We start from the raw sequence: 22,463 nt of genomic DNA, 5'->3' as shown, positions 1-22,463 counted from the left end.
ATAATAAATTAACATTATAATAACGAACTAGAAAGTACCTACAAGTTATGAGAATTATTTCCTTCATATTACTTTTACTATGTTTTAATAGTAATTTTGTGTTTGCTCAGCAGATTTCTATTGATGATTCAGTTGGGTTACAACCATTAATAGAAAATAATTTAGTTAATGGCTGCGTTAATATCTCGAATATTAGCTCTTCGGTAAATGGGGCGTCAAGTGGTTTTGCCAGTTATGCATATTTTGAAAGAGGGAGTTCTAATTTCCCTTTTGAAAATGGTATTATGCTATCAACAGGAGGGGCAACTTCAGGTGGTAATGCTGTAAGAACACCTATTCTTAGTGAAGGCTCAAATACATGGGGAACAGATCCAGATTTAGAAACTGCTTTAGGTATTACAAATACTTTAAATGCGACGTCTATAGAATTCGATTTCACATCTATATCAAATCAATTTCAATTTAATTACATATTAGCCTCAGAAGAATATTTTGCAGAATTCCCTTGTCAATTTTCTGATGGTTTTGTTTTCCTCATTAAAGAAGCAGGAACGACAGACCCATATCAAAACATCGCATTAATTCCTGGTACAACAACGCCGGTAAATACAAATACTATACATGATGAAATTTTTGGTATTTGTCCAGCCCAAAACAATGAATATTTTGAAGGCTATGGTCTTGGAGACACAAATTATAATGGGAGAACAACAGTTCTTACAGCTTCTGGAGTAATATTACCAAATGTAACTTACAACATTAAATTAATAATTGCAGATCAAAATAATGGCGGTTACGACTCCGCCGTGTTTATTGAAGGAGATAGTTTTAGAATATTAGATTTAGGAGAAGACATAACAACTTGTGCCAGTTCTGTGACTTTAGATGCAGATTTAGAAAACTCACTTGTTTCCTACGCTTGGTACCGTAATGGTGGTCTAATTACTGGTGCTACAGACCCGACTTACACAGCAGTTCAAGACGGAATTTATCGCGTTGTAGTCACTTCACCCGTTAACAGTTCTAATTGTACAGAAGAAGACGAAATAGTTGTAGTTCTTAACACAGAAGAGCCCATGGACCCTATTTCAGATTATCAATTGTGTGATGATTCTAGCGGTGACGAAATAGAAACCTTCGATCTCTCTACAAAAGACTCTGAAGTTATTGCAAATGCCCCATTTACAAATTACACCTTTAGTTATCATTTAACAGATAACCAAGCACGACTAAACCAAAGCCCAATAACAACACCTATACAAAACACAGCATCTCCTCAAACTATTTATGTTAGAGTTCAAGATTCTGATAGTAATTGTTTTTCTTATACAACTTTTGACTTGATTGTTAACCCAATCCCAAATATTGTAACACCAACACCACTAGAAGTTTGTGATGGCGATGACAATCCAGACGGTTTTGCAATTATCGATTTAACGGAAAAAGATGACGAAATTACATCTGGAGACCCAAACCTATTTGTTACTTACCATTACAACCCTGCAGATGCAAATACTGGAAACAACCCAATTCCATCACCTTACATAAACACAAATACGCCTAACGAATTAGTTTATGTGAGAATTATAAATACAACAACTGGCTGTACAACTACTACACAATTAGATGTAGATATTACATTAAGTCCAATTGTTAACCGAGATACCCAATACTTAGATGCTTGCGATAGAGATTTAGATGGTGAAGCTGCTTTTGATTTAACAGAAGTAATTAGTGATATTTTAAATGGCTTAACTGGAGTTTCTACAACATTTCATAACACTTTTGATGATGCTGAAATGAATAGAAATGTTATCGCAGATGAAACAAACTATCAGTATGCAAATGCAGTAACCGAACCAGGCTCAGCAACTATATACCTAAGAATTGTAGATGATATAACTGGTTGTGCCACCATTGTCCCTTTTGAAATTCACACAAATTTATTACTAACTGGAACAGATACAGGAGACTTTGCGCTGTGCGATTCAAACAATGATAGTTCAGACACTTTAGATTTTGATTTAAATACTATAGAAACTTTTATCGGAAATGAGTTACCAGATTCAATTACAGTAACATTTTATGAAGAAGAAGATGATAGAGACAATGGTAATAATGCCCTAGATAAATCAACGCCATATGCCACTGTAGGTCCACAGGTTTTATATGTGAGTATTGAAGGAGGAGGTTGTACCGAAAACACAGAAATTTCTTTATTAGTAAACCCAATTTTGCTTTTTCCAAATCAAGTTATTTCGTATTGTGATAGTGATGATGATGGAATTGCGAGTATAGATTTTCAATCAACCGAACCTGGTTCTGTAACTAATATTGTTACAGCAGGAAATACCGATTTTACTGTTACATATTTTAATAATGAAACAGATGCTCAAAATAATAACTTAGCAAACCAACTACCACCATTTTACAATAACACTAGCTCAGTTGAAACACTTTACGCACGAATTGAAAACATAAATTCTGGCTGCTCAACTGTAAATCCTTTTCAAATTGAAATACTAAATGCTCCTTCAACTGTGCAGCCTATAGATTTTGTTGTTTGTGATGATGATCAAGATGGCTTTTCTATAATTAATCTTGAAGATAAAATTGTTGAAGCTGTACCAAATAGAACTGGCTTAAATGTAGATGTATTTAACTCATTTGACGATGCAGACAATAATACAAATGCAATTCCTGAAGGAGATAGAAGTGATTATAATACAGATACACAAACTTTTTACATACGTGTTGAAGATACGAGCAATCCTATTCTAGACGAGCGTTGTTATACTATTGTTTCTTTTGAAGCCATTATAAACACATTACCAATAATACCTACAGATATTAATTTTCAAATATGTGAAGATGATGGACAAGATTTTGCTGATTTTATTTTAATTGATACCGACGCTGATATTTTAAATAGCCAAACTGGAAAAGAAGTATATTACTTTGAAAATGAAATTGATGCTACAGATGGCAATTTATCAAATGCTATTGACAAAACTGTTGCTTACAATTCGGACTCTAAAACTTTATATGTTCGCGTTGAAAATATTACAGCCGAAATTGGTACATGCTACAGCACAGGTTCTATTAAAATTGAAGTAGCACCCTACCCTACTTACGATCCCGTAATAGATTTTTTAGTCTGTGATGACGCTAGTAATGATGGTTTTAATGAATTTAATTTAACCGAAAAAGCCGACGAAATTCAATCAACTTCTCCAGACCCTTTAAAGATTTCGTTTTATTTAACACCGCAAAAAGCTGAAGATTCTGAAGATCCTTTGCCAGGAAATTACACAAATGTTCGTAACCCACAAAGTATATATGTAAGAATTGAAAGTAGCGTTGCGCCATTTTGTTATACCATTGAAGAACTTGGAATAAATATTGTTGCGGCACCAGATATTGTTACTAATAATCCATCATTAACAGAATGTGCAGCAGTAGCAGATGGTATTGCAAGTTTTGATTTAACATTTTATAATATAGATACTATAACTACAGATTTTGAAATTTTAGATAGAGTTAAAAGCAATCTATCAATTAATTATTTTGAGAATGAAACTGATATAAATTTCAATGATGTTTTAGACAACTCAAATGCAATTGCCGATCCGTCAAACTTTAATTCGACAGCAACCACTATTTATATTAAAATTGCAAATAATTTAACGGGATGCTTTACTATAGTTCCTGTAGAGCTTTTTGTAGACTTGCCACCAACTATAAATACGATTGGAACAATTCCTATTTGTGATAATGACACAGATACTTATGATTTATCTCAAATTAACGATATGGTAGTTGATGATACATCAATAGTAAATATATCCTATCATGCAAATGAAATGGATGCCGATGATAATGCGCCTTCATTAAATAGTACGTTTAACTACACAGCAGCTAGTCATGAAATATTTATTAGAGTTTCAGACATAACTACAGGTTGCCCAATAATTACATCTTTCATTTTACAGATAAATGAAAACCCAATAGCCAATACACCTCCAGATTTAGTAGCATGTGATGATGATTTTGATGGAGAACTAATTTTCGATTTAACAGATAATAACAACTCTATTTTGGGCGGCTTAAACCCTTCAAATTATTCCATTACATACTATTTAAATTTAGATAATTCTGAAAATGAAATAGATGCATTACTTAATAATTATTTAGCGACAGATAATGAAACTATTTACGCTAGGCTTGAAAACAACAACACAGGATGCTATAGTCTTACTCAATTTAATTTAAGAATTAACCCTAAACCCGTTATTCCTATAAATGAAATTGTACCCTTATGTAATAACGAACCAGTTATAGTTGTTGCAGATACAGGCGTAACTGGAGATACATATTTATGGTCTACTGGAGAAACAACTAGTGAAATAACAATTGACCCTACTGAAGCTGGAAGTTATTCTGTAACTGTAACTAGACACAATATTATTGGTGATGATTGCCCTTACACTCATAATTTTGATGTTATCCCATCTGATGAGGCCGAAATTACAATCACTCAAACTGTAGATTTTGAAGACCCAAATAGTATAACTGTAGAAATAGACAATTCAAGAATAGGAGATTACGTTTTCATTTTAGATGATGCCGAGCCACAAACATCAAATATTTTTGAAGATGTTTCGTTTGGCAGACACATAGTTACAGTTAGAGACTTAAATGGATGTATGGATGTTTCAAGAGAGGTTTTTGTTTTTGATATCCCAAAATTTGTAACTCCAAATAGCGACGGTATTTATGATACTTGGCATATTATTGGAGCAGATCAATTACCAGGAACACTAGTTTACATTTACACTAGACAGGGTAAATTAATAAAAATGCTTCCTCATTACTCTTTAGGTTGGGATGGCACTTACAATGGAAACCCTATGCCTTCTGATGACTACTGGTTTTCAGCAGATATTATTCAAGATGGAGAATCCTTTAATTTAAGAGGTCATTTTACTTTAAAAAGATAAACCAATCTATAAAACATACGCCAAACTAATTAAGTATTTTACCTTAATTATTAAACCTTAGGAGATTTTATAAGTCTTATAATACTAAAATAGCATATTTTAGTATTTCGATTTAATTAAATTTTTCCCTTATGTTTAATATAATAGCTAAAAAGCATTCTCTAAAATTTATATTAATCATTATATGTATCGCGTTTAGTTTCAACGGGCATTCTCAATTAAGTAAAAAACACTTTATCCCGCCTTTAACAAGTGCTTCAACTGGTAATGCTAATGCAGAAGATCAATATATTTACCTATCAACACCCAGTAATTCTAATATTTCGTATACAATTATTCCTGTTGGGCAACCAATAGCAAGCTATATTACAGGTTCACTCTCAAATGTAACACCACAAGAAATTTCAATTGGAACAGGTAATGGTCAACTATTTATACCATCTACAGAATCTAGTGTTGTAACAAATGATAGAGGGTATATTATTGAAGCTGAAGCCCCCATTTACGTATCAGTAAGAATGAATGCTGGTGGAGGTGCTCAGGCTGGAGCACTAGTTAGTAAAGGAGCTTCCGCACTTGGTACAACTTTTAGAATTGGTAGCTACACCAACGGTAACCCTCAAGAAAATTACTTGAATTTTGTTTCGGTAATGGCTACTGAAGACAATACACAAGTTAACTTTAGTAATCTTCCTGCTGGATTAATAATAAAAAATTACACAGGTGCAACACCAGTAAACACGACTTTAAACGAAGGCGAAAGTTATACGCTAGCAATAAATGCTGCAGATGCAACAATAAACCAAGATGGATTAATTGGTTGTTTAGTTCAGTCAGACAAACCTATTGTAGTTAATTGCGGATCAACAAACGGGAGTTTTGGAACGGGTAATGGTAGAGATTATGGTATCGACCAAATAGTTGGAGCATCAAAAATTGGAACAGAATACATTTTTGTAAAAGGCGATGGAAACGATGCTTGGGAAAACATTTTAATTGTTGCGCATTCTAATAATACTTCAATAAGCATTAATGGTAATGCAGCTATTACAACTATAAATGCTGGCGATTATTATGTAATTGAAGGTAACCAATATAGTAACAATGATAATATGTATGTAGAAACATCTCAACCTGTTTTTGCATATCAAGGCGTTGGCGGACTTGGAAATAATGGCTCCCCTAGCGAAGCCAACCAAGGTCTCTTTTTTGTACCCCCGTTAAGTTGTGAAACACGTGGAAACCTAGATAATATTGCAAATATTAATAAAATTGGTAACACCAATTATTCTGGAGGTGTAACGGTTGTAACAAAGGTTGGAGCAACTGTAACTATAAATGGTAATCCTATTGGGGTTACTCCTAACCCAGTCGATGGAAAACCAGACTATATTACTTATAAAGTAACAGGTCTTAATGGAAATATAGCTATTCAAAGTGATGATGAATTGTATTGCGCCTATTTTAATTATAATGGTTCTGCAACATCTGGTAGTTTCTATTCTGGATTCCCTTCTCCTCCTGAAATAAATTTTGATGCTCAATTTGCGACCTTAGGAAACTGCATTCCTAATATAACCCTAGAAGCTGCAAATACTCAAAATTTTGACAGTTATGAATGGTGGTTTGATGATGGTACAGGATTTAATATTGTAGCGTCAAACGTTCCCTTTATAACACCAACTAATCCAGGAAAATATAAATTAATAGGAATAATTACTTGCACGGGAGTCCCTTTGGAATCTGTAGAGATACCTATAAGTGTATGCCCTGATGATAGAGATAATGATGGCATTATTGATAATATTGATATTGACAATGATAATGACGGCATTTTAAATTGTACCGAATCTCGAGGCGATGTAGTTATGGACTTATCGGACACAAGACCTCCTATACTTAGATTTCAAGATGAAACGATGAATACCACTTTGTCTGCTAATAATACAGTAATAAATCGCTCTACGGCTGGCACAAGTACAGTAAGGCTAACAAGTGTAGGAAACATAATAAGCTCCATCCCAGCAACTACAAGTGGAGACAATACATATACATTATCATTTACAGAACCTGTTAATGTTAAGTTTCTAGAAGATATTTCTGTTACACATACAAGTGTTGATGGTGAATTCTTTATTGCAAAAGTATTACCAGTAAATAAAAACATTACACTTATAGACCCCGATGATAGACTATTAATAGATTCTAATTTCGATGGTGTTTTTGAAACAGGAATAACTACAATGTCAGGATCCGAAATCCATTTTAAAATCAACCCGACACCTTCTGGATCGACACCTTATGAATTTTTAGCAAACCAAGTTGATGGTTTTTCATTTATACATCATCTTGAAAATACAACATCTGATTCAAGCTTTACTGGAAACATATCGCTTACATGTTTTAAGAAAGATAATGATTTAGACAGCATAAAAGATGCCTTTGATTTAGATAGTGATAATGATGGTATTCCTGATATTATTGAAAATCAAGGGACACTTGTTACTTTATCCTTTATTGATGCAGACTTAAATGGTTTAGATGATATTTTTGATATTTCGGCTTTACCGATCGATAGTGATAACGATACCACATTAGACTTTTATGATCTAGATAGTGATAACGATGGTATTTACGATTTAATTGAAACAGGCCAATTAGGAACATTATCGGATACCGATTTAAACGGTATTGATGACAGCCCAAATTTTGGGGTAAATGGTTGGACAGATAACGCTGAAACTGCACCAGATAGTAATGAAATTGGCTATATTTTAAATGATTTAGACAATGATGGCATCTTTTCTTATTTAGATTTAGATAGTGATGGTGATGGCTGTAGCGATGTTATTGAAGCTGGCTTTTCCGATGGAAATGGTGATGCTGTTTTAGGAGATGCATTAGCAACTACAAACACTTCTGGCTTAGTTAATAATGCTAGTGATGGTTATACGATACCTGATGCAGACTATCTAAATTATGCCCCTTTAACTATTACAACGCAACCTATAAATACTACCGTCTGTGAAACATCCAATACGACACTATCTATAGTTTCAGATGAAACGGAAGACTATCATTGGGAATTTAGTATTGACGATGGTGTTAACTGGTTAACGGTTGTGGATGATGCTTTTTATAATGGATCGCAAACAGCAAATCTAAATATTACAAATACACCATTAGCATATAACACATATGATTATCGAGTTCGATTAGATAGAAATGGTAATACGTGTGGCTTATATTCCAATGTAGTTGAACTTACTGTAAACCCCTTGCCTATAGTAAACTCACCGGTAGTTTTGATTCAATGTGATGATGACGATCTAACAACATTGGGTTTTAGTCCTTTTAATTTAACTGAAGCTAATAATGAGATTTCAACTAACGCGGCAAATGAATCATTCTCATATTATGTAACACAAGCCGGAGCTATTTCTGGAGATACGACTAGCCCTGATTATGTCAATAATCCAACAACTTTTGAGAATAGAACTATAAGTTCCGATGTGGTTTGGGCACGAATAGAATCTCAACTAGGATGTGCATCAACAGCCGAAATTCAACTCAATGTTTCAACTACAGTAATACCTCCAACTTTTCTCGAAACATTTAATCAATGTGATGACTTTCTTGATATTAATGGCGATAACAATTCAAATAATGATGATAGAGATGGTATTTCAACCTTTGATTTCAGTAGTGTTTCTGCTGCTATAATTAATTTCATTCCTGTGGGACAAACTATTCTACCACCACGTTATTATAGAAATGAAGCAGATGCTTTAGCGGAAATCAATGAAATTACAGACCCTTCAAATTATAGAAATATTGGTTATCCCCATACTCAATTTATATATGTAAGAATTGATAGTGCCATATCTAACGATTGTTTAGGTTTAGGAGCTTATATTTTACTAAATGTAGAAGCTTTACCTGAGGCAAATACTGTAACTGTTGACAGACAATGTGATGACGACGATGATGGCATTTACCCTTTTGACACCTCTCAAATTGAAAGTGATGTATTAGGAACTCAAAACCCTAGTGATTTTACCATAACTTATTTTGATGAAATGGGAACAGCATTACCAAGTCCGTTACCAAATCCATTTTCAACAGAAACACAAACGATAACGATTCGAGTTACAAATAATACAACTTTGGCTCCAGATGGCCCATGTTATTATGAAACTACTTTAACATTTACAGTCGATGAGCAACCTTTTGCAAATACAATTCCAGATCAAATTGTATGCGATGGAGATGCTGGAGACATAGATGACGATGGTTACTACCCTTTTAATACCTCTGCATTTACAAGTACCATTTTAGGCGCTCAAAATGGCATGGAAATTTACTATGATTATACAGACGAAAATGGCGTTTTACTAATTGATCAAACCAGTTTACCTAATCCGCTTATCTCAGAAAATCAAACTATTTCTGTTGAAGTTATAAACCCTATCAATACAACCTGTGTTGCAACCACAACTATTAATTTAGTTGTGAACCCAATACCAGAATTCACAGTTGAAACTCCAAGACTTGTTTGTTCATCAGATCCAACATTTTCAATTGATTTAGAACCTTTTGAAACCAGTTCGTTTGACACTTATGATTATGAGTGGCTCTGGACAAGTTTAGATGAAACAACAACCAACCAATTTGTATCCAACGAAAGAACTATTTCGGTTTCAACTCCGGGAACGTATAGTATCACATTAACCAAAACAAACGGAACAGGCTGTTCAAGAATAAGAACTATTTTTGTGGATGCTTCAGAGCAAGCAACTATAAACCAAGAAGACGTTACAATAGTTGATCTTTCTGAAAACAACTCGGTTACTATTGATACAACTAATTTAGGAATGGGTAATTACGAATATGCCCTTCAAGAAGAGGAGTCTACTTTTATTAATTACCAATCAGAACCTGTTTTTAATAATGTAAGACCCGGTTTTTACACTATACATGTCAAAGATGATATCTGTGGTGTTTCAACATTAAACATATCTGTTATTGGCTTTCCTAAATATTTTACTCCTAATGGAGATGGAATTAATGATTTATGGAAAATATTAGGTGTGAATGAAAACACCCAGCCAAACACCACCGTTTTAATTTTTGATCGTTATGGCAAATTAATAAAACAGCTTTTAGTACAAGATGCCGGATGGGATGGCACATTTAACGGAAACATATTATCTACTAACGATTATTGGTTTAAAGTTTTCCTAGAAGATGGCAGGCAATTTTCAGGTCATTTCACTTTAAAACGATAGCACTTATATTTTACGTAATTTTGTAGAATGCAGTTTAAAATAGAATCGGAATTTAATCCTACTGGCGATCAGCCTCAGGCTATAAAACAACTTGTTAATGGTATTAATTCAGACGAAAAATACCAAACCCTACTCGGTGTAACAGGTTCTGGAAAAACCTTTACTGTGGCAAATGTAATTGAAGAAGTTCAAAAACCAACCTTAGTTTTAGCACATAATAAAACTTTAGCAGCTCAATTATACTCTGAGTTTAAACAGTTTTTTCCTAATAACGCTGTTGAATATTTTGTTTCCTATTACGACTATTACCAACCAGAAGCCTACATTCCTGTTTCTGGAGTGTATATAGAAAAAGATTTATCCATAAATGAAGAAATTGAAAAGATGCGACTAAGCGCGACATCTTCTCTTCTTTCTGGACGTCGTGATGTACTTGTAATTGCATCGGTATCTTGTATATATGGTATTGGAAACCCGATTGAGTTTCAAAAAAATGTTATTGCTCTAGAAAGAGATCAGGTTATTTCAAGAACAAAACTTTTACATCAATTAGTTCAAAGTTTATACTCAAGAACTGAAGCAGATTTTAAACACGGAAATTTCAGAATTAAAGGAGATACTGTAGATATTTTTCCGAGTTATGCAGATGATGCTTTTAGAATCCACTTTTTTGGAGATGAAATTGAAGACATAGAATCTTTTAATATTCAAACCAATCAAGTTGTTGAAAAATACGACCAACTTACTATATATCCTGCAAACATGTTTGTTACTTCACCCGATGTATTGCAAGGAGCCATAACAGAGATTCAAGATGATTTAGTTAAACAACATGATTATTTTAAAGAGATTGGCAAACACCTAGAAGCAAAACGCCTTAAAGAACGTACAGAGTTCGATTTAGAAATGATACGTGAATTGGGCTATTGTTCTGGTATTGAAAACTATTCGCGCTATTTAGATCGCAGACAACCTGGAACACGCCCTTTCTGTTTATTGGATTATTTCCCAGATGACTATTTAATGGTTGTTGATGAAAGTCATGTTACCATTTCCCAAGTTCATGCCATGTATGGTGGCGATAGAAGCAGAAAAGAAAACTTGGTAGATTACGGTTTTAGATTACCAGCAGCAATGGACAACCGTCCCTTAAAATTTGAAGAATTTGAAGCGATTCAAAATCAAGTTATTTATGTAAGTGCGACACCTGCAGATTACGAATTACAAAAAACCGATGGCGTATATGTGGAACAAGTTATTCGCCCAACAGGTTTATTAGATCCAATTATAGAAATTCGCCCTAGTTTAAATCAAATTGACGATTTAATTGAAGAAATTCAACTACGAATTGAAAAAGACGAACGTATTTTAGTAACTACTCTTACCAAACGTATGGCAGAAGAGCTAACTAAATATCTCGATAGAATTCAAATTCGCTGTCGCTATATTCATAGTGATGTTGATACTTTAGAGCGCGTTGAAATTATGCAAGATTTACGAAAAGGTCTATTTGACGTATTGGTTGGTGTAAATTTACTTCGTGAAGGTTTAGACCTGCCAGAAGTGTCGCTTGTAGCCATTTTAGATGCCGATAAAGAAGGTTTTTTACGTTCTGCACGTTCTCTTACCCAAACCGTTGGAAGAGCAGCTAGAAACTTAAATGGTAAAGCTATTATGTATGCTGATAAAATTACAAAAAGCATGCAAAAAACCATTGATGAAACTGAATACAGACGTGAAAAACAAATAGCGTATAACACCAAACACAATTTGGTTCCAAAAGCCTTAAATAAAAGTTTGGACAATGCGTTAACAAAAAACTCAATTAGCACGTATAGTTATGAATTAGAAGCCTTAAAAGCTGCAGAACCTGAAAGTGAGTATTTAAGTAAACCAGAACTAGAAAAGAAAATTCGAGAACGACGAAAACTTATGGAGGAAGCAGCAAAAGCATTAGACTTTATTGTGGCAGCAAAACTTCGTGATGAAATAAAGAGTTACCAACAGAAATTAGAAAAGCTAAAGGAATAAACCTTTAGCTTTTCGATAATTTACTTTTGTAAATTATAATCAACACTATTATTTATGTTTTTCAGAATAATCTGAAAAGAGAGATTTAATTATATTGTGTTTTAAAAATATCAATCAAAACATCTGGCGGTACTATTTTATTAGGAAAACTTTCCATTAAATATAATACCTTAGTAATAGACTCATGGCTTAAACCCATTCTTAATCCAAAGTTATATAACTTTATAACGCCTGGCGAATTATTATCTTCATTACCTTCTTGTTCAATATTCATTAACAATACTAATCTATGAAACTGAACAATGCGTTCACTATGGGATTTTAAATGCGTATAAGTTATTGGGTTTTCTAATAAATACTCAAAATCTTCACGAGATATATCCAACTGCTTAGCTACTCCTAACAAGAAGTTATACTCTATACGTCTTATGTCTTTATCATATTTCGCAAAAGCTATCATTTCTGACAGAAGGCTTAATTTTTCTACTCTATTTACCATTTTTAGGGATTTCTTAGGGATCAATTAATTACACTATAAAGTTACACAGAAGTAGTCCATTAATAATCGTGGATATAATGTAACTTATCGAAAAACGGTACGTATTTAGTCGTGGTTTTTATATACTTCATCAAAAATTTGATTTTTTTAAACTAAAAAATTAACGCTTTATCTTTTTAAAGCCAAATAATACGCTAATCAAAAACACTATTAACATGCTGTATTTCAATATTTTACATATTTTTTGTTTAAACTTTTTTTCTATTTAGAATTTCAACTTTTAAGGTATCTTTGCAGAAACTTATTAAACGTTAGTTTTGATAATGTTAAGAATCAAAATCGATGAAATACATACACTTAAAGGCATTAAAGAAGAACTATGACAAATAATGATATATTAAAAAAATTAAGAGTCGCTCTTAAATTACGTGATGATGATATTGTAAAGATTTTAGAGCTTGTAGACTTTAGAATATCTAAAAGTGAACTAGGAGCTTTTTTTAGAAGAGAAGATCATCCTAAGTATATGGAATGTGGCGATCAAATACTTCGTAATTTTTTAAACGGACTTGTAATTCATCTTAGAGGACCAATGCCAAAAAAAGGAGAAAAGACAGCACAAAAAAAGAGCAACAATTAATTGTTGCTCTTTTTTATATAATAGATATGCTAAAACTAATTTAGCATATGGGCTTTTAAGATAATACTTGTTGTACTTTATCAGCAGCTTCTTGAAATTCAGTAGCACTCATAACATCTAATCCAGAGTTATCAATTAACTCTTTAGCGATATCTGCATTTGTACCTTGTAAACGTACAATAATTGGCACATTTATAGTTCCCATGTTTTTATAAGCGTCAATAACACCTTGTGCAACACGATCACAACGCACAATACCTCCAAATATGTTTATAAGAATTGCTTTTACAGCAGGGTCTTTTAATATAATTTTAAATGCTGCTTCAACACGAGCCGCATCAGCAGTTCCACCAACATCTAAAAAGTTAGCTGGTTCTCCACCGGCTTGCTTAATTAAATCCATAGTTGCCATTGCTAAACCTGCTCCGTTAACCATACATCCAACGTTACCTTCCAGATCAACATAATTTAAACCAAGTTCTCCAGCTTCAACCTCAATAGCGCTCTCTTCACGTACATCACGTAAATCAACATAATTTTTATGTCTATACAATGCGTTATCATCAATAGTAACTTTAGCATCAACAGCCATAATTAAATTATCACTTGTTTTTAAAACCGGGTTAATCTCAAATAAAGAAGAATCAGATTTTACATAAGCCGTATAAAGATTCGTAACAAACTTTGTCATTTCTTTAAACGCTAAACCAGATAACCCTAAATTAAAAGCAACACGTCTTGCTTGAAATGGTAATAAACCAACAGCAGGATCAATCTCTTCTGTAAAAATTAAATGCGGTGTTTCTTCTGCAACAGTTTCAATATCCATTCCACCTTCAGTAGAATACATAATCATGTTACGTCCAGTACCTCTATTTAATAAAACGGATACATAAAACTCACTAGTTTCAGTTTCTCCTGGATAATATACGTCTTCAGCAACCAAAACTTGATGTACACGTTTACCTTCAGCAGAAGTTTGAGGTGTAACCAAATCCATGCCTATTATCTGTCCAGCTATGTCTTCAACTTCTTTTAAATTTTTAGCAAGTTTAACTCCACCGCCTTTTCCACGCCCTCCAGCATGTACTTGTGCTTTAATAACGTGCCAGCTTGTACCTGTCTCACTAGTTAATTGTTTTGCAGCTGCTACTGCCTCTTGTGCATTTTGAGCAACAATACCACGTTGGATACGTACGCCAAAACTATTTAATATTTCTTTACCTTGGTATTCGTGTAAATTCATAATATCCTTCTGTTTTAAGAAACACAAATGTAAATAATAGCGATTACTTACCCTAATAATATTTTATGAAAACTTCTATTATCAAATAACACCAAACAAATGTTAAATAATTAACAAAATGTTTAATTTGATTTATTTTTTAATTTTTTATTTTTTATTTAATTCAAAGAAATATCTTTGACAAAAATTATGAAACCATGTTAGATAATCAGTTGCTTAAAATTGCACAAGATTTTGGAAGTCCAGTATATGTATATGATGCTGAAAAAATTGAAAACCAATACAAAAGACTTACATCTGCTTTTAAAGGTGTTAAGAAATTAAAAGTTAATTATGCAGTAAAGGCATTATCAAATATATCAATTCTAAAACTTTTAAAATCTTTAGGTTCTGGTATTGATACCGTTTCTATACAAGAAGTTAAATTAGGCTTAGCCGCTGGTTTCTCACCAGATCAGATAATTTACACTCCAAATGGTGTTTCTTTAGATGAAATTGAACAAGCTGCTAAATTAGGCGTAAAAATAAATATTGATAACTTATCTATATTAGAACAGTTTGGTACAAAACATCCAAAAGTTCCTGTATGTATTCGTATTAACCCTCATGTAATGGCTGGGGGAAACGCTAATATTTCTGTTGGTCATATAGATTCTAAATTTGGAATTTCAATTCATCAAATACCTCATATTTTACGTATTGTTGAAAATACCGAAATGACAATTAACGGTATTCATATGCATACTGGAAGTGATATTTTAGATATTGAAGTATTTTTATACGCTAGTGAAATATTATTTGATACCGCTAAACAATTCAAAAATTTAGATTTTATTGATTTCGGATCAGGATTTAAAGTACCTTATAAGCAAGGTGATATTGAAACTAATATTGAAGAATTAGGTAAAAAATTATCTGCACGATTTAATGAGTTTTGCAAAGCTTATGGTAAAGATTTAACCTTAGCTTTTGAACCTGGTAAATTTTTGGTAAGTGAATCTGGTAGTTTCTTAACTAAAGTAAACGCTGTAAAACAAACTACTTCAACAGTTTTTGCTCAAGTTGACTCTGGGTTTAATCACTTAATAAGACCTATGCTTTATGGATCTCATCATGATATTGTAAATATTTCTAACCCAAAAGGAAGAGAGCGTTTTTATACTGTTGTTGGCTATATTTGTGAAACTGACACCTTTGGAAATAACAGACGTATAAACGAAATTAACGAAGGTGATATTTTAAGTTTTAAAAATGCTGGTGCGTATTGCTTCTCTATGGCAAGTAATTATAATTCACGATACAGACCTGCCGAAGTTTTATGGTATAATAACAAGGCACATTTAATTAGAAAACGAGAAACTTTTGAAGATATATTAAACAATCAAGTTGAAGTTGACTTTAGCTCTAAAAAAGCACCTGTTTTAGCCAAATAATCGTTTAATTAAAAATAATAGGACCTCTTTAAAACTATCTTATGTTTTAAAGGGGGTTTTTTATGAAAAAAATCTATGTTATTACAATTTACAAATAAAATCGTCCTATTTTTGAAGAAACAGTAATTTTAATGGATTTTACAAACCCTCTCGTTTATGGTGTACCTTGTTTTCTAGGACTCATACTTCTTGAATTTTCATATAGCAGACACCATAGAAAAGACAAAAAAAGTAAAGAACTTTACAATAATAAAGATTTAATGGCAAGTCTTGCTATGGGCATAGGTTCTGCCGTTTTAGCACCGCTTACCAAAACTATTGCTGCCATAGTTCTTTTTAATTATGTTTATGAAATATTTAACCCGTTAGTAGACGGTGTTCGTATGAATATTATGGGCTGGGAATCGTTTGGTTATGCTTGGTATATCTGGCTAATCTGTCAATTATTAGACGATTTTAGTTATTATTGGTTTCACAGGCAAAACCACAATGTCCGTTTTTTATGGGCAGCGCATATTGTTCACCATTCATCAGATAACTTTAATTTAGGCACAGCCGTTAGAAACGGGTGGTTTACTATTTTTTACAAGCCTTTTTTCTATATGTGGATACCCGCTATAGGTTTTCCGCCAGAAATGCTAGTAGTGTGTTTAGGTATTGAAGCACTTTGGCAATTTCAATTACACTCTGTGTACATTCCCAAAATGGGATTTATAGAAAAATTTATGAATACACACACCATGCACCAAGTACATCATGCTCAAAACCTTGAGTATATGGACAAAAACCATGGTGGATTTTTAAATATTTTTGATAAAATGTTTGGTACTTGGAAAGAACTAGACGAAAATATTGAGATTAAATATGGTGTAACTCATGCGCCTAATTCGTACAACCCATTAGTAATATTAACACATGAATATAAAGATATTTGGAACGATATGAAGAAATCCAAGAACTGGTATCATAAATTCATGTATGCTTTTGCTGCACCTGGCTGGAGTCATGACGGCAGTACCCTAACTATAAAGCAACTGCGCAAACTTGCTAAAAAAGAAGGAACAGTATAAGTATTATTCTAAATCTATTAAAAAAGGCGATAATTATTGAATAATTATCGCCTTTTTTGAAGGTTAACTTTTTAAACTACTCTTTTACAGTACCTCTAAACACACTAACTTTTGAGTTAAATGGATTTCCTGACGCCCGCCGTAACATGACTACTTGTCCGCAATGCCATAAAGCATCTGCAATAGGTCCGTTAATAATATTCCAAAAAGGAACTTCAGTATCTTCAAGATTAAATGATTTTTCTGTATCTCTTAAAGCATCAGAAACTATTTTGAAATTATGCAAAGTGCGTTTACGCGTTTCCTCAAAAGACATTTCAGCCTTATTTTCGTCTTTATTTTTGTCTAAAACACTATTTCGAATAAACTTAGATAAACCGTATATATGCTCAATAGTTTCAGCACTAGTTCTACCAGACTCACTTGCTTTATGTATTAAATCTTTTTCAGTCAAGCCTTCTGTTGCCCAATAATAGCGAAAGCCCAAACCATCAACCATTCCAGAAGCAACCGTTCCCGGAGTATAGGCTTCCGGATAATCTGGTATTCGATAATAAGGTAATGAGTCTTCACTTTGTGCCATAATACGTGTTGTTAAAATTAAGGCTAAAATTAAAATTGATTTCTTCATTTGTCGCTTCTAAAATACTTTAATCTTTTATTGCTTCTTTATTTGAAATTGGATTCACACCATATTTATCAAACAAATAGATTAATGATGTCATAGTTGCAGCGCCTAGCTCTAACTCACGTTTATTAATAGCATCAAACGTATCATTACTTGCATGATGATGATCAAAATAACGCTGAGAATCTGGACGTAAACCAGCTAAAACATTCGACTCTGTTTTAAGAGGACCAACATCTGCTCCACTTCCACCTTTTTCAAAATAGTGAATAAGGTAAGGCTTGAATAACTGTTGCCAACTTAAAACTTGATTAAATGCAGCATCGGTACAATCGAAACTAAAACCACGAGGTGTAAAACCACCTGAATCACTCTCTAATGCAAAAACATGGTTTTCATTTTTTTGCTTTGCAATGGCCGCATATTTTTTACCACCACGTAATCCGTTTTCTTCATTCATAAATAAAACAACCCGAATACTGCGCTTTGGTGTAATTCCAGATTCTTTTAACAACCTCAACACATCCATGGATTGAACAACACCTGCCCCATCATCATGCGAACCATCTCCTAAATCCCAAGAATCTAAATGGCCGCCAACAATCATATATTCATTTGGAAATTCGCTTCCAGTAATTTCTCCAATAACGTTATAAGATTGTACATCTTTAAGCTGTTTACAACTTTGCTTAAAGTAAAATTTAATAGACTTATCTAACTTTAGCATGGTACTTAATAACTCAGCATCGTTAGTACTAATTGCAGCAGATGGAATGCGTTTATCAACAGGTAAATTATCATATGTCATACTTCCTGTATGCGGTAAATCGTCCATTCGTAAATTCATAGAACGTACTATTACACCAACGGCACCAAATTTTATTGCTTCAACAGCTCCTTTGTAACGTTGGTTAACGCAACCACCGTAAGCTTCAAAGGTTTGAATTAAATCGGCTTGCATTGGGCGATTATAAAACACTATTTTGCCTTTAATATTTTCTGTTCCAAGCGCTTCTAATTCTTCGAAATTCTGAACCTCAACAACTTCTGCTTTTAAACCTAAGGCTGGTGTAGCTACAGAGCCACCTAAAGCACAAATGTTTACATTGGTAGTTTTTCCAGGTTTGGTTTCAATAAAAGCAAATTCTTTTGCGCCACGAACCCATTTAGGCACCATAACTGGTTGTAACCAAACTTTATCTAAACCTAATTTATCTAGTTCTTCTTTTGTGTACGCTACCGCTCTTTCTGCTCCTAAAGATCCTGATAACCTGCTTCCTATTTGATTAGACAAATGGCTCAACCAATCATAGCTTTTTCCGTTGGTTAAAGATTGCGTATAAATGGTTTTAAGTACTTCTTGATCAGTTTGAGAAAAACTAATTGATGAACTAATTAATATTAAAAATAGAAGGATTCTTTTCATGTGTCTATAATTTATTAAGTGGATTCCAGCTTTTTCAGGAATGACAAACCATTAATTTTTTTTAAAGATACTATTTCTGAAAAGTTGAACACTAAACAGGCTTTTAAATTTGTGTTAATAACATACGGCATGTGCGTTAACAATTGTACGGCATGCTTGAGCTCCCAACAAAGGAGGAGCGAGTAGTGAAATATTTATATTCACGAATACCAAACTTTATAATAATATTAATGAGTAAAGCGTATTAAGACGCCCAAAAACTATTCGTTATTAAGTTGTTGCTTATATAGTTCGATATTAGCTTTAATATCGTCGTCTAGCTCTGGTTCTTCAATATCTGTGTAAGCGCTTAAAGCATCAAACATGGTTTTAGCTACGATATATCTTGCAGAAGGCTTATCATCGGCAGGAATAGCATACCAAGGCGCATGAGGTTTTGATGTTCTGTTTATAGCATCTTCATAACACTCCTGATATTTGTCCCAAAGCTTACGTTCTTTTAGATCGCCTGGAGAGAATTTCCAGTTTTTCTCTTGCTTATTTAAACGACGTAAAAGTCTGCTTTTCTGTTCTTCTTTTGAAAGGTTTAAAAAGAATTTAAAAATAATAGTTCCACTTTCTGCGATATGTTTCTCAAAATTATTTATTTGCTCGAAACGTTTATCCCAAAAGCCCTCATTTATATCGTCTACTGAATTAACATCTGGAATATTCTCGCCCATTATATATCCAGGATGTACACGAGTTACTAGCACATTTTCGTAGTGGGTTCTATTAAAAACACCAAACTTTCCTCGAGCAGGAAGTGCTATGTAATGCCTCCATAAATAATCATGCTTTAACTCTAATTCTGTTGGTACTTTAAAACTATGAACCACAACACCTCGAGCATTAAAATCTTTAAAAACTTCGCGGATTAAACTGTCTTTCCCAGCAGTATCCATACCTTGAAGACATACTAATACAGCATATTTTCCATGAGCATATATCGTGTCTTGTAACTTGCCTAATTGCTTTCTAACTTTTTTAAGTTCTTTTTCGGCATCGTCAATTACAACTTTAGTTTTTGATTTTTTTAAGGATATGTTTGATGTTACTTTGTATTGATCTGTTTGCATTTGTAATGTTTTTAAATTTATTTTGAGGCGAATAGCTTTACGTCTTGTTCACTAACCTCACTACCACCTAGGATAATTAAGCGCTCTATAACGTTACGGAGCTCTCTAATATTTCCAGTCCAATCGTATTCTTGAAGTAGTTTTATAGCTTTATCAGAAAAGCCTTTTTTAGCAGTACCTTGCTCACTAGCAATTTTTTGAGAAAAGTGTTTTACTAGTAAAGGAATATCATCACGTCTATCGTTTAACGCCGGAACTTTAATTAAAATTACAGCTAATCTGTGATATAAATCTTCACGAAATCTACCTTCTTCAATTTCCTTTTTTAAATTTTTATTTGTTGCCGCAACTACGCGAACATCAACCTTAATATCTTTATCGCTACCAACACGCTGTACTCTACTTTCTTGTAACGCACGTAAAACTTTAGCTTGAGCAGAAAGACTCATGTCTCCTATTTCATCTAGAAAAATAGTACCACCGTTTGCCGCTTCAAATTTACCAGCTCTATCTTTATTGGCACTTGTAAATGCACCTTTTACATGCCCAAACAATTCACTTTCAATAAGCTCGCTAGGTATTGCAGCACAATTCACTTCTATTAAATTGCCCTTAGCTCTTGAACTTTTTTCGTGTAACCAATGTGCTACTAACTCTTTTCCTGTTCCGTTAGGTCCTGTAATTAATACACGAGCATCAGTTGGTGCTACTTTATCAATAATGTCTTTAATTTGAGAAATGGCATCGCTTTCGCCAATCATTTCATATTTCTTACTTACTTTTTTCTTCAGAATTTTGTTTTCTACAACCAATTCTTTTCTATCTAAAGCATTTCTAACGGTATTCAATAAACGGTTTAAATCTGGCGGTTTTGAGATATAATCAAAAGCCCCTAGACGCATGGTGTTTACAGCGGTATCTAAATCACCATGACCAGAAATCATAACTATTGGAGTTTCAGGTTTTATTTTCTTAATGGCTTCTAACACTTCAACACCATCCATTTTTGGCATTTTAATATCACAAAGTACCAAATCGAAATCTTCATTTTTAATTTTCTCAATACCTAACAAACCATCTTCAGCTTCATCAACTTTATAGGCATCATTTTCTTCTGAAAGAATCTTTACCAGCACGCGTCTAATCGCAGCTTCATCTTCTATTACTAATATTTTCGACATACTTATATTTTAAATTTTATTCCTGTTCTTAAATAAAATGCATTTAAATCATCTAATTTATAAACTTCATCTCTATTTTTATTACGTAACACGTTATTTAATCTAAATGTATAACCGGTATACATATAGGCTACTAAATGTTTAGTAAAGCAATATTCATACCCAAGTCCTCCAACAGCAACAGATAATGAGATATGATCTATCTTTTCACCATTTATAATGGCAGGGTCTTGAAGGTGAGCAAGATATCCATCTAAGCCCACAAAGACTTGCATATTATTACTTTTATTAAATGTATATTTTAAATTAGATTTTGGGACACCTGCATTAAAACTCCAATTTTCATTAATAGGTCTATAATAACTTATAAATGGCAACGGAAATGGTATACCTGTAGTAGCATTATAGGTTAATCCTAAAATTAAGCGATAAGGACGTTTTATTCCTTTATCTTTAGATTTATCATTAACAAAAAAGACACCTCCGTTCATAAAAAAATCTTCAGATGTTAATCTTCTGGAAAGTGTTGAAGCAATTCTAGGGTTAATTTTTACACCAAAACGCCAATCTTTATTCCATTTAAAAGTGTAACCAATATTTAAATCAATAACATGAATTCTCCTTAAAATAGATGTATCAAAAGGGTATTCTTCTTCTAGATTAAGAAAAACACGGTTATACTCGGCTCCTAAAATTAAATAATTATCTTCTTTAACTTTAATTGGATAATTAAAAAGTGCTTTTAATCTTGTGTAATGGTCTTCAGAATTACTTTGAGGAATAAATGAATATTCTAAACGAGCAATATCTGTTAATTGAGCTATTGATAAATTACAAACAAAAGAGAAGCATAAAACAAATACAAATCTTATATCTTTATTAATCATATTGCTTATAATATTG

General features: G+C 33.0%; 13 protein-coding genes. 6 read left to right on the top strand and 7 right to left on the bottom strand.

What is annotated here, in order from left to right:
• Positions 1–47 precede the first annotated feature (47 nt).
• The 3 genes from SJY43_RS09145 (at position 48) to uvrB (ending at position 12,319) form a co-directional block, all read left to right on the top strand.
• Entirely contained in the window at positions 48–5,000 is a 4,953-nt protein-coding gene (locus tag SJY43_RS09145; protein ID WP_396600440.1) for a choice-of-anchor L domain-containing protein, read from the top strand.
• Between the two features lie 131 nt (positions 5,001–5,131).
• Positions 5,132–10,288 (top strand): T9SS type B sorting domain-containing protein, encoded by a 5,157-nt coding sequence (locus SJY43_RS09140; protein ID WP_396600439.1) that lies wholly within the window; start codon positions 5,132–5,134, stop codon positions 10,286–10,288.
• Positions 10,289–10,315: 27 nt separating this feature from the next.
• Positions 10,316–12,319 carry an excinuclease ABC subunit UvrB gene (gene uvrB / locus SJY43_RS09135; protein ID WP_396600438.1) on the top strand — a complete coding sequence of 668 codons (2,004 nt, stop codon included), beginning with the start codon at positions 10,316–10,318 and terminating at the stop codon, positions 12,317–12,319.
• 85 nt (positions 12,320–12,404) lie between these two features.
• On the opposite strand, the gene SJY43_RS09130 is transcribed toward uvrB, so the two are convergent.
• Positions 12,405–12,818 carry a TerB family tellurite resistance protein gene (locus SJY43_RS09130; RefSeq protein WP_396600437.1) on the bottom strand — a complete coding sequence of 138 codons (414 nt, stop codon included), beginning with the start codon at positions 12,816–12,818 and terminating at the stop codon, positions 12,405–12,407.
• Between the two features lie 379 nt (positions 12,819–13,197).
• On the opposite strand from SJY43_RS09130, the gene SJY43_RS09125 reads away from it, so the two are divergent.
• Complete coding sequence (locus SJY43_RS09125; RefSeq protein WP_396600436.1) at positions 13,198–13,458, top strand: DUF1456 family protein; 261 nt, start codon at positions 13,198–13,200, stop codon at positions 13,456–13,458.
• Positions 13,459–13,513: 55 nt separating this feature from the next.
• Here SJY43_RS09125 and sucC read toward each other — a convergent pair whose 3' ends face one another.
• Positions 13,514–14,704: an ADP-forming succinate--CoA ligase subunit beta gene (gene sucC / locus SJY43_RS09120; RefSeq protein WP_396600435.1), complete on the bottom strand. Its 1,191-nt coding sequence runs from the start codon at positions 14,702–14,704 to the stop codon at positions 13,514–13,516.
• Positions 14,705–14,901: 197 nt separating this feature from the next.
• Here sucC and lysA point away from each other — a divergent pair, with 197 nt between their 5' ends.
• Positions 14,902–16,137 carry a diaminopimelate decarboxylase gene (gene lysA, locus SJY43_RS09115; protein ID WP_396600434.1) on the top strand — a complete coding sequence of 412 codons (1,236 nt, stop codon included), beginning with the start codon at positions 14,902–14,904 and terminating at the stop codon, positions 16,135–16,137.
• A gap of 131 nt (positions 16,138–16,268) precedes the next feature.
• Positions 16,269–17,207, top strand: a complete 939-nt coding sequence (locus SJY43_RS09110; RefSeq protein WP_396600433.1) for a sterol desaturase family protein — start codon at positions 16,269–16,271, stop codon at positions 17,205–17,207.
• Positions 17,208–17,283: 76 nt separating this feature from the next.
• Here the strand turns inward: SJY43_RS09110 and SJY43_RS09105 are convergent, their stop codons facing one another.
• From SJY43_RS09105 to SJY43_RS09085, 5 genes are all read right to left on the bottom strand, one after another.
• Entirely contained in the window at positions 17,284–17,838 is a 555-nt protein-coding gene (locus tag SJY43_RS09105; RefSeq protein ID WP_396600432.1) for a hypothetical protein, read from the bottom strand.
• A gap of 19 nt (positions 17,839–17,857) precedes the next feature.
• Positions 17,858–19,261: a M20/M25/M40 family metallo-hydrolase gene (locus SJY43_RS09100; RefSeq protein WP_396600431.1), complete on the bottom strand. Its 1,404-nt coding sequence runs from the start codon at positions 19,259–19,261 to the stop codon at positions 17,858–17,860.
• A 260-nt stretch (positions 19,262–19,521) separates the two neighbouring features.
• Entirely contained in the window at positions 19,522–20,379 is an 858-nt protein-coding gene (locus SJY43_RS09095) for a PPK2 family polyphosphate kinase (protein ID WP_396600430.1), read from the bottom strand.
• A gap of 17 nt (positions 20,380–20,396) precedes the next feature.
• The gene (locus SJY43_RS09090; RefSeq protein ID WP_396600429.1) at positions 20,397–21,560 is read right to left on the bottom strand and encodes a sigma-54-dependent transcriptional regulator; all 1,164 of its coding nucleotides are present in this window, start codon (positions 21,558–21,560) and stop codon (positions 20,397–20,399) included.
• Between the two features lie 2 nt (positions 21,561–21,562).
• A complete protein-coding gene (locus SJY43_RS09085) occupies positions 21,563–22,447 on the bottom strand; it encodes a DUF6268 family outer membrane beta-barrel protein (RefSeq protein ID WP_396600428.1) in 885 nt (294 codons plus the stop codon).
• Positions 22,448–22,463: the final 16 nt, after the last annotated feature.

Source organism: Algibacter sp. R77976, from assembly GCF_044594645.1.
In the GTDB taxonomy this organism is placed as follows: Bacteria; Bacteroidota; Bacteroidia; order Flavobacteriales; family Flavobacteriaceae; genus Algibacter_B.
This window is presented reverse-complemented; position numbering and strand designations above follow the sequence as displayed.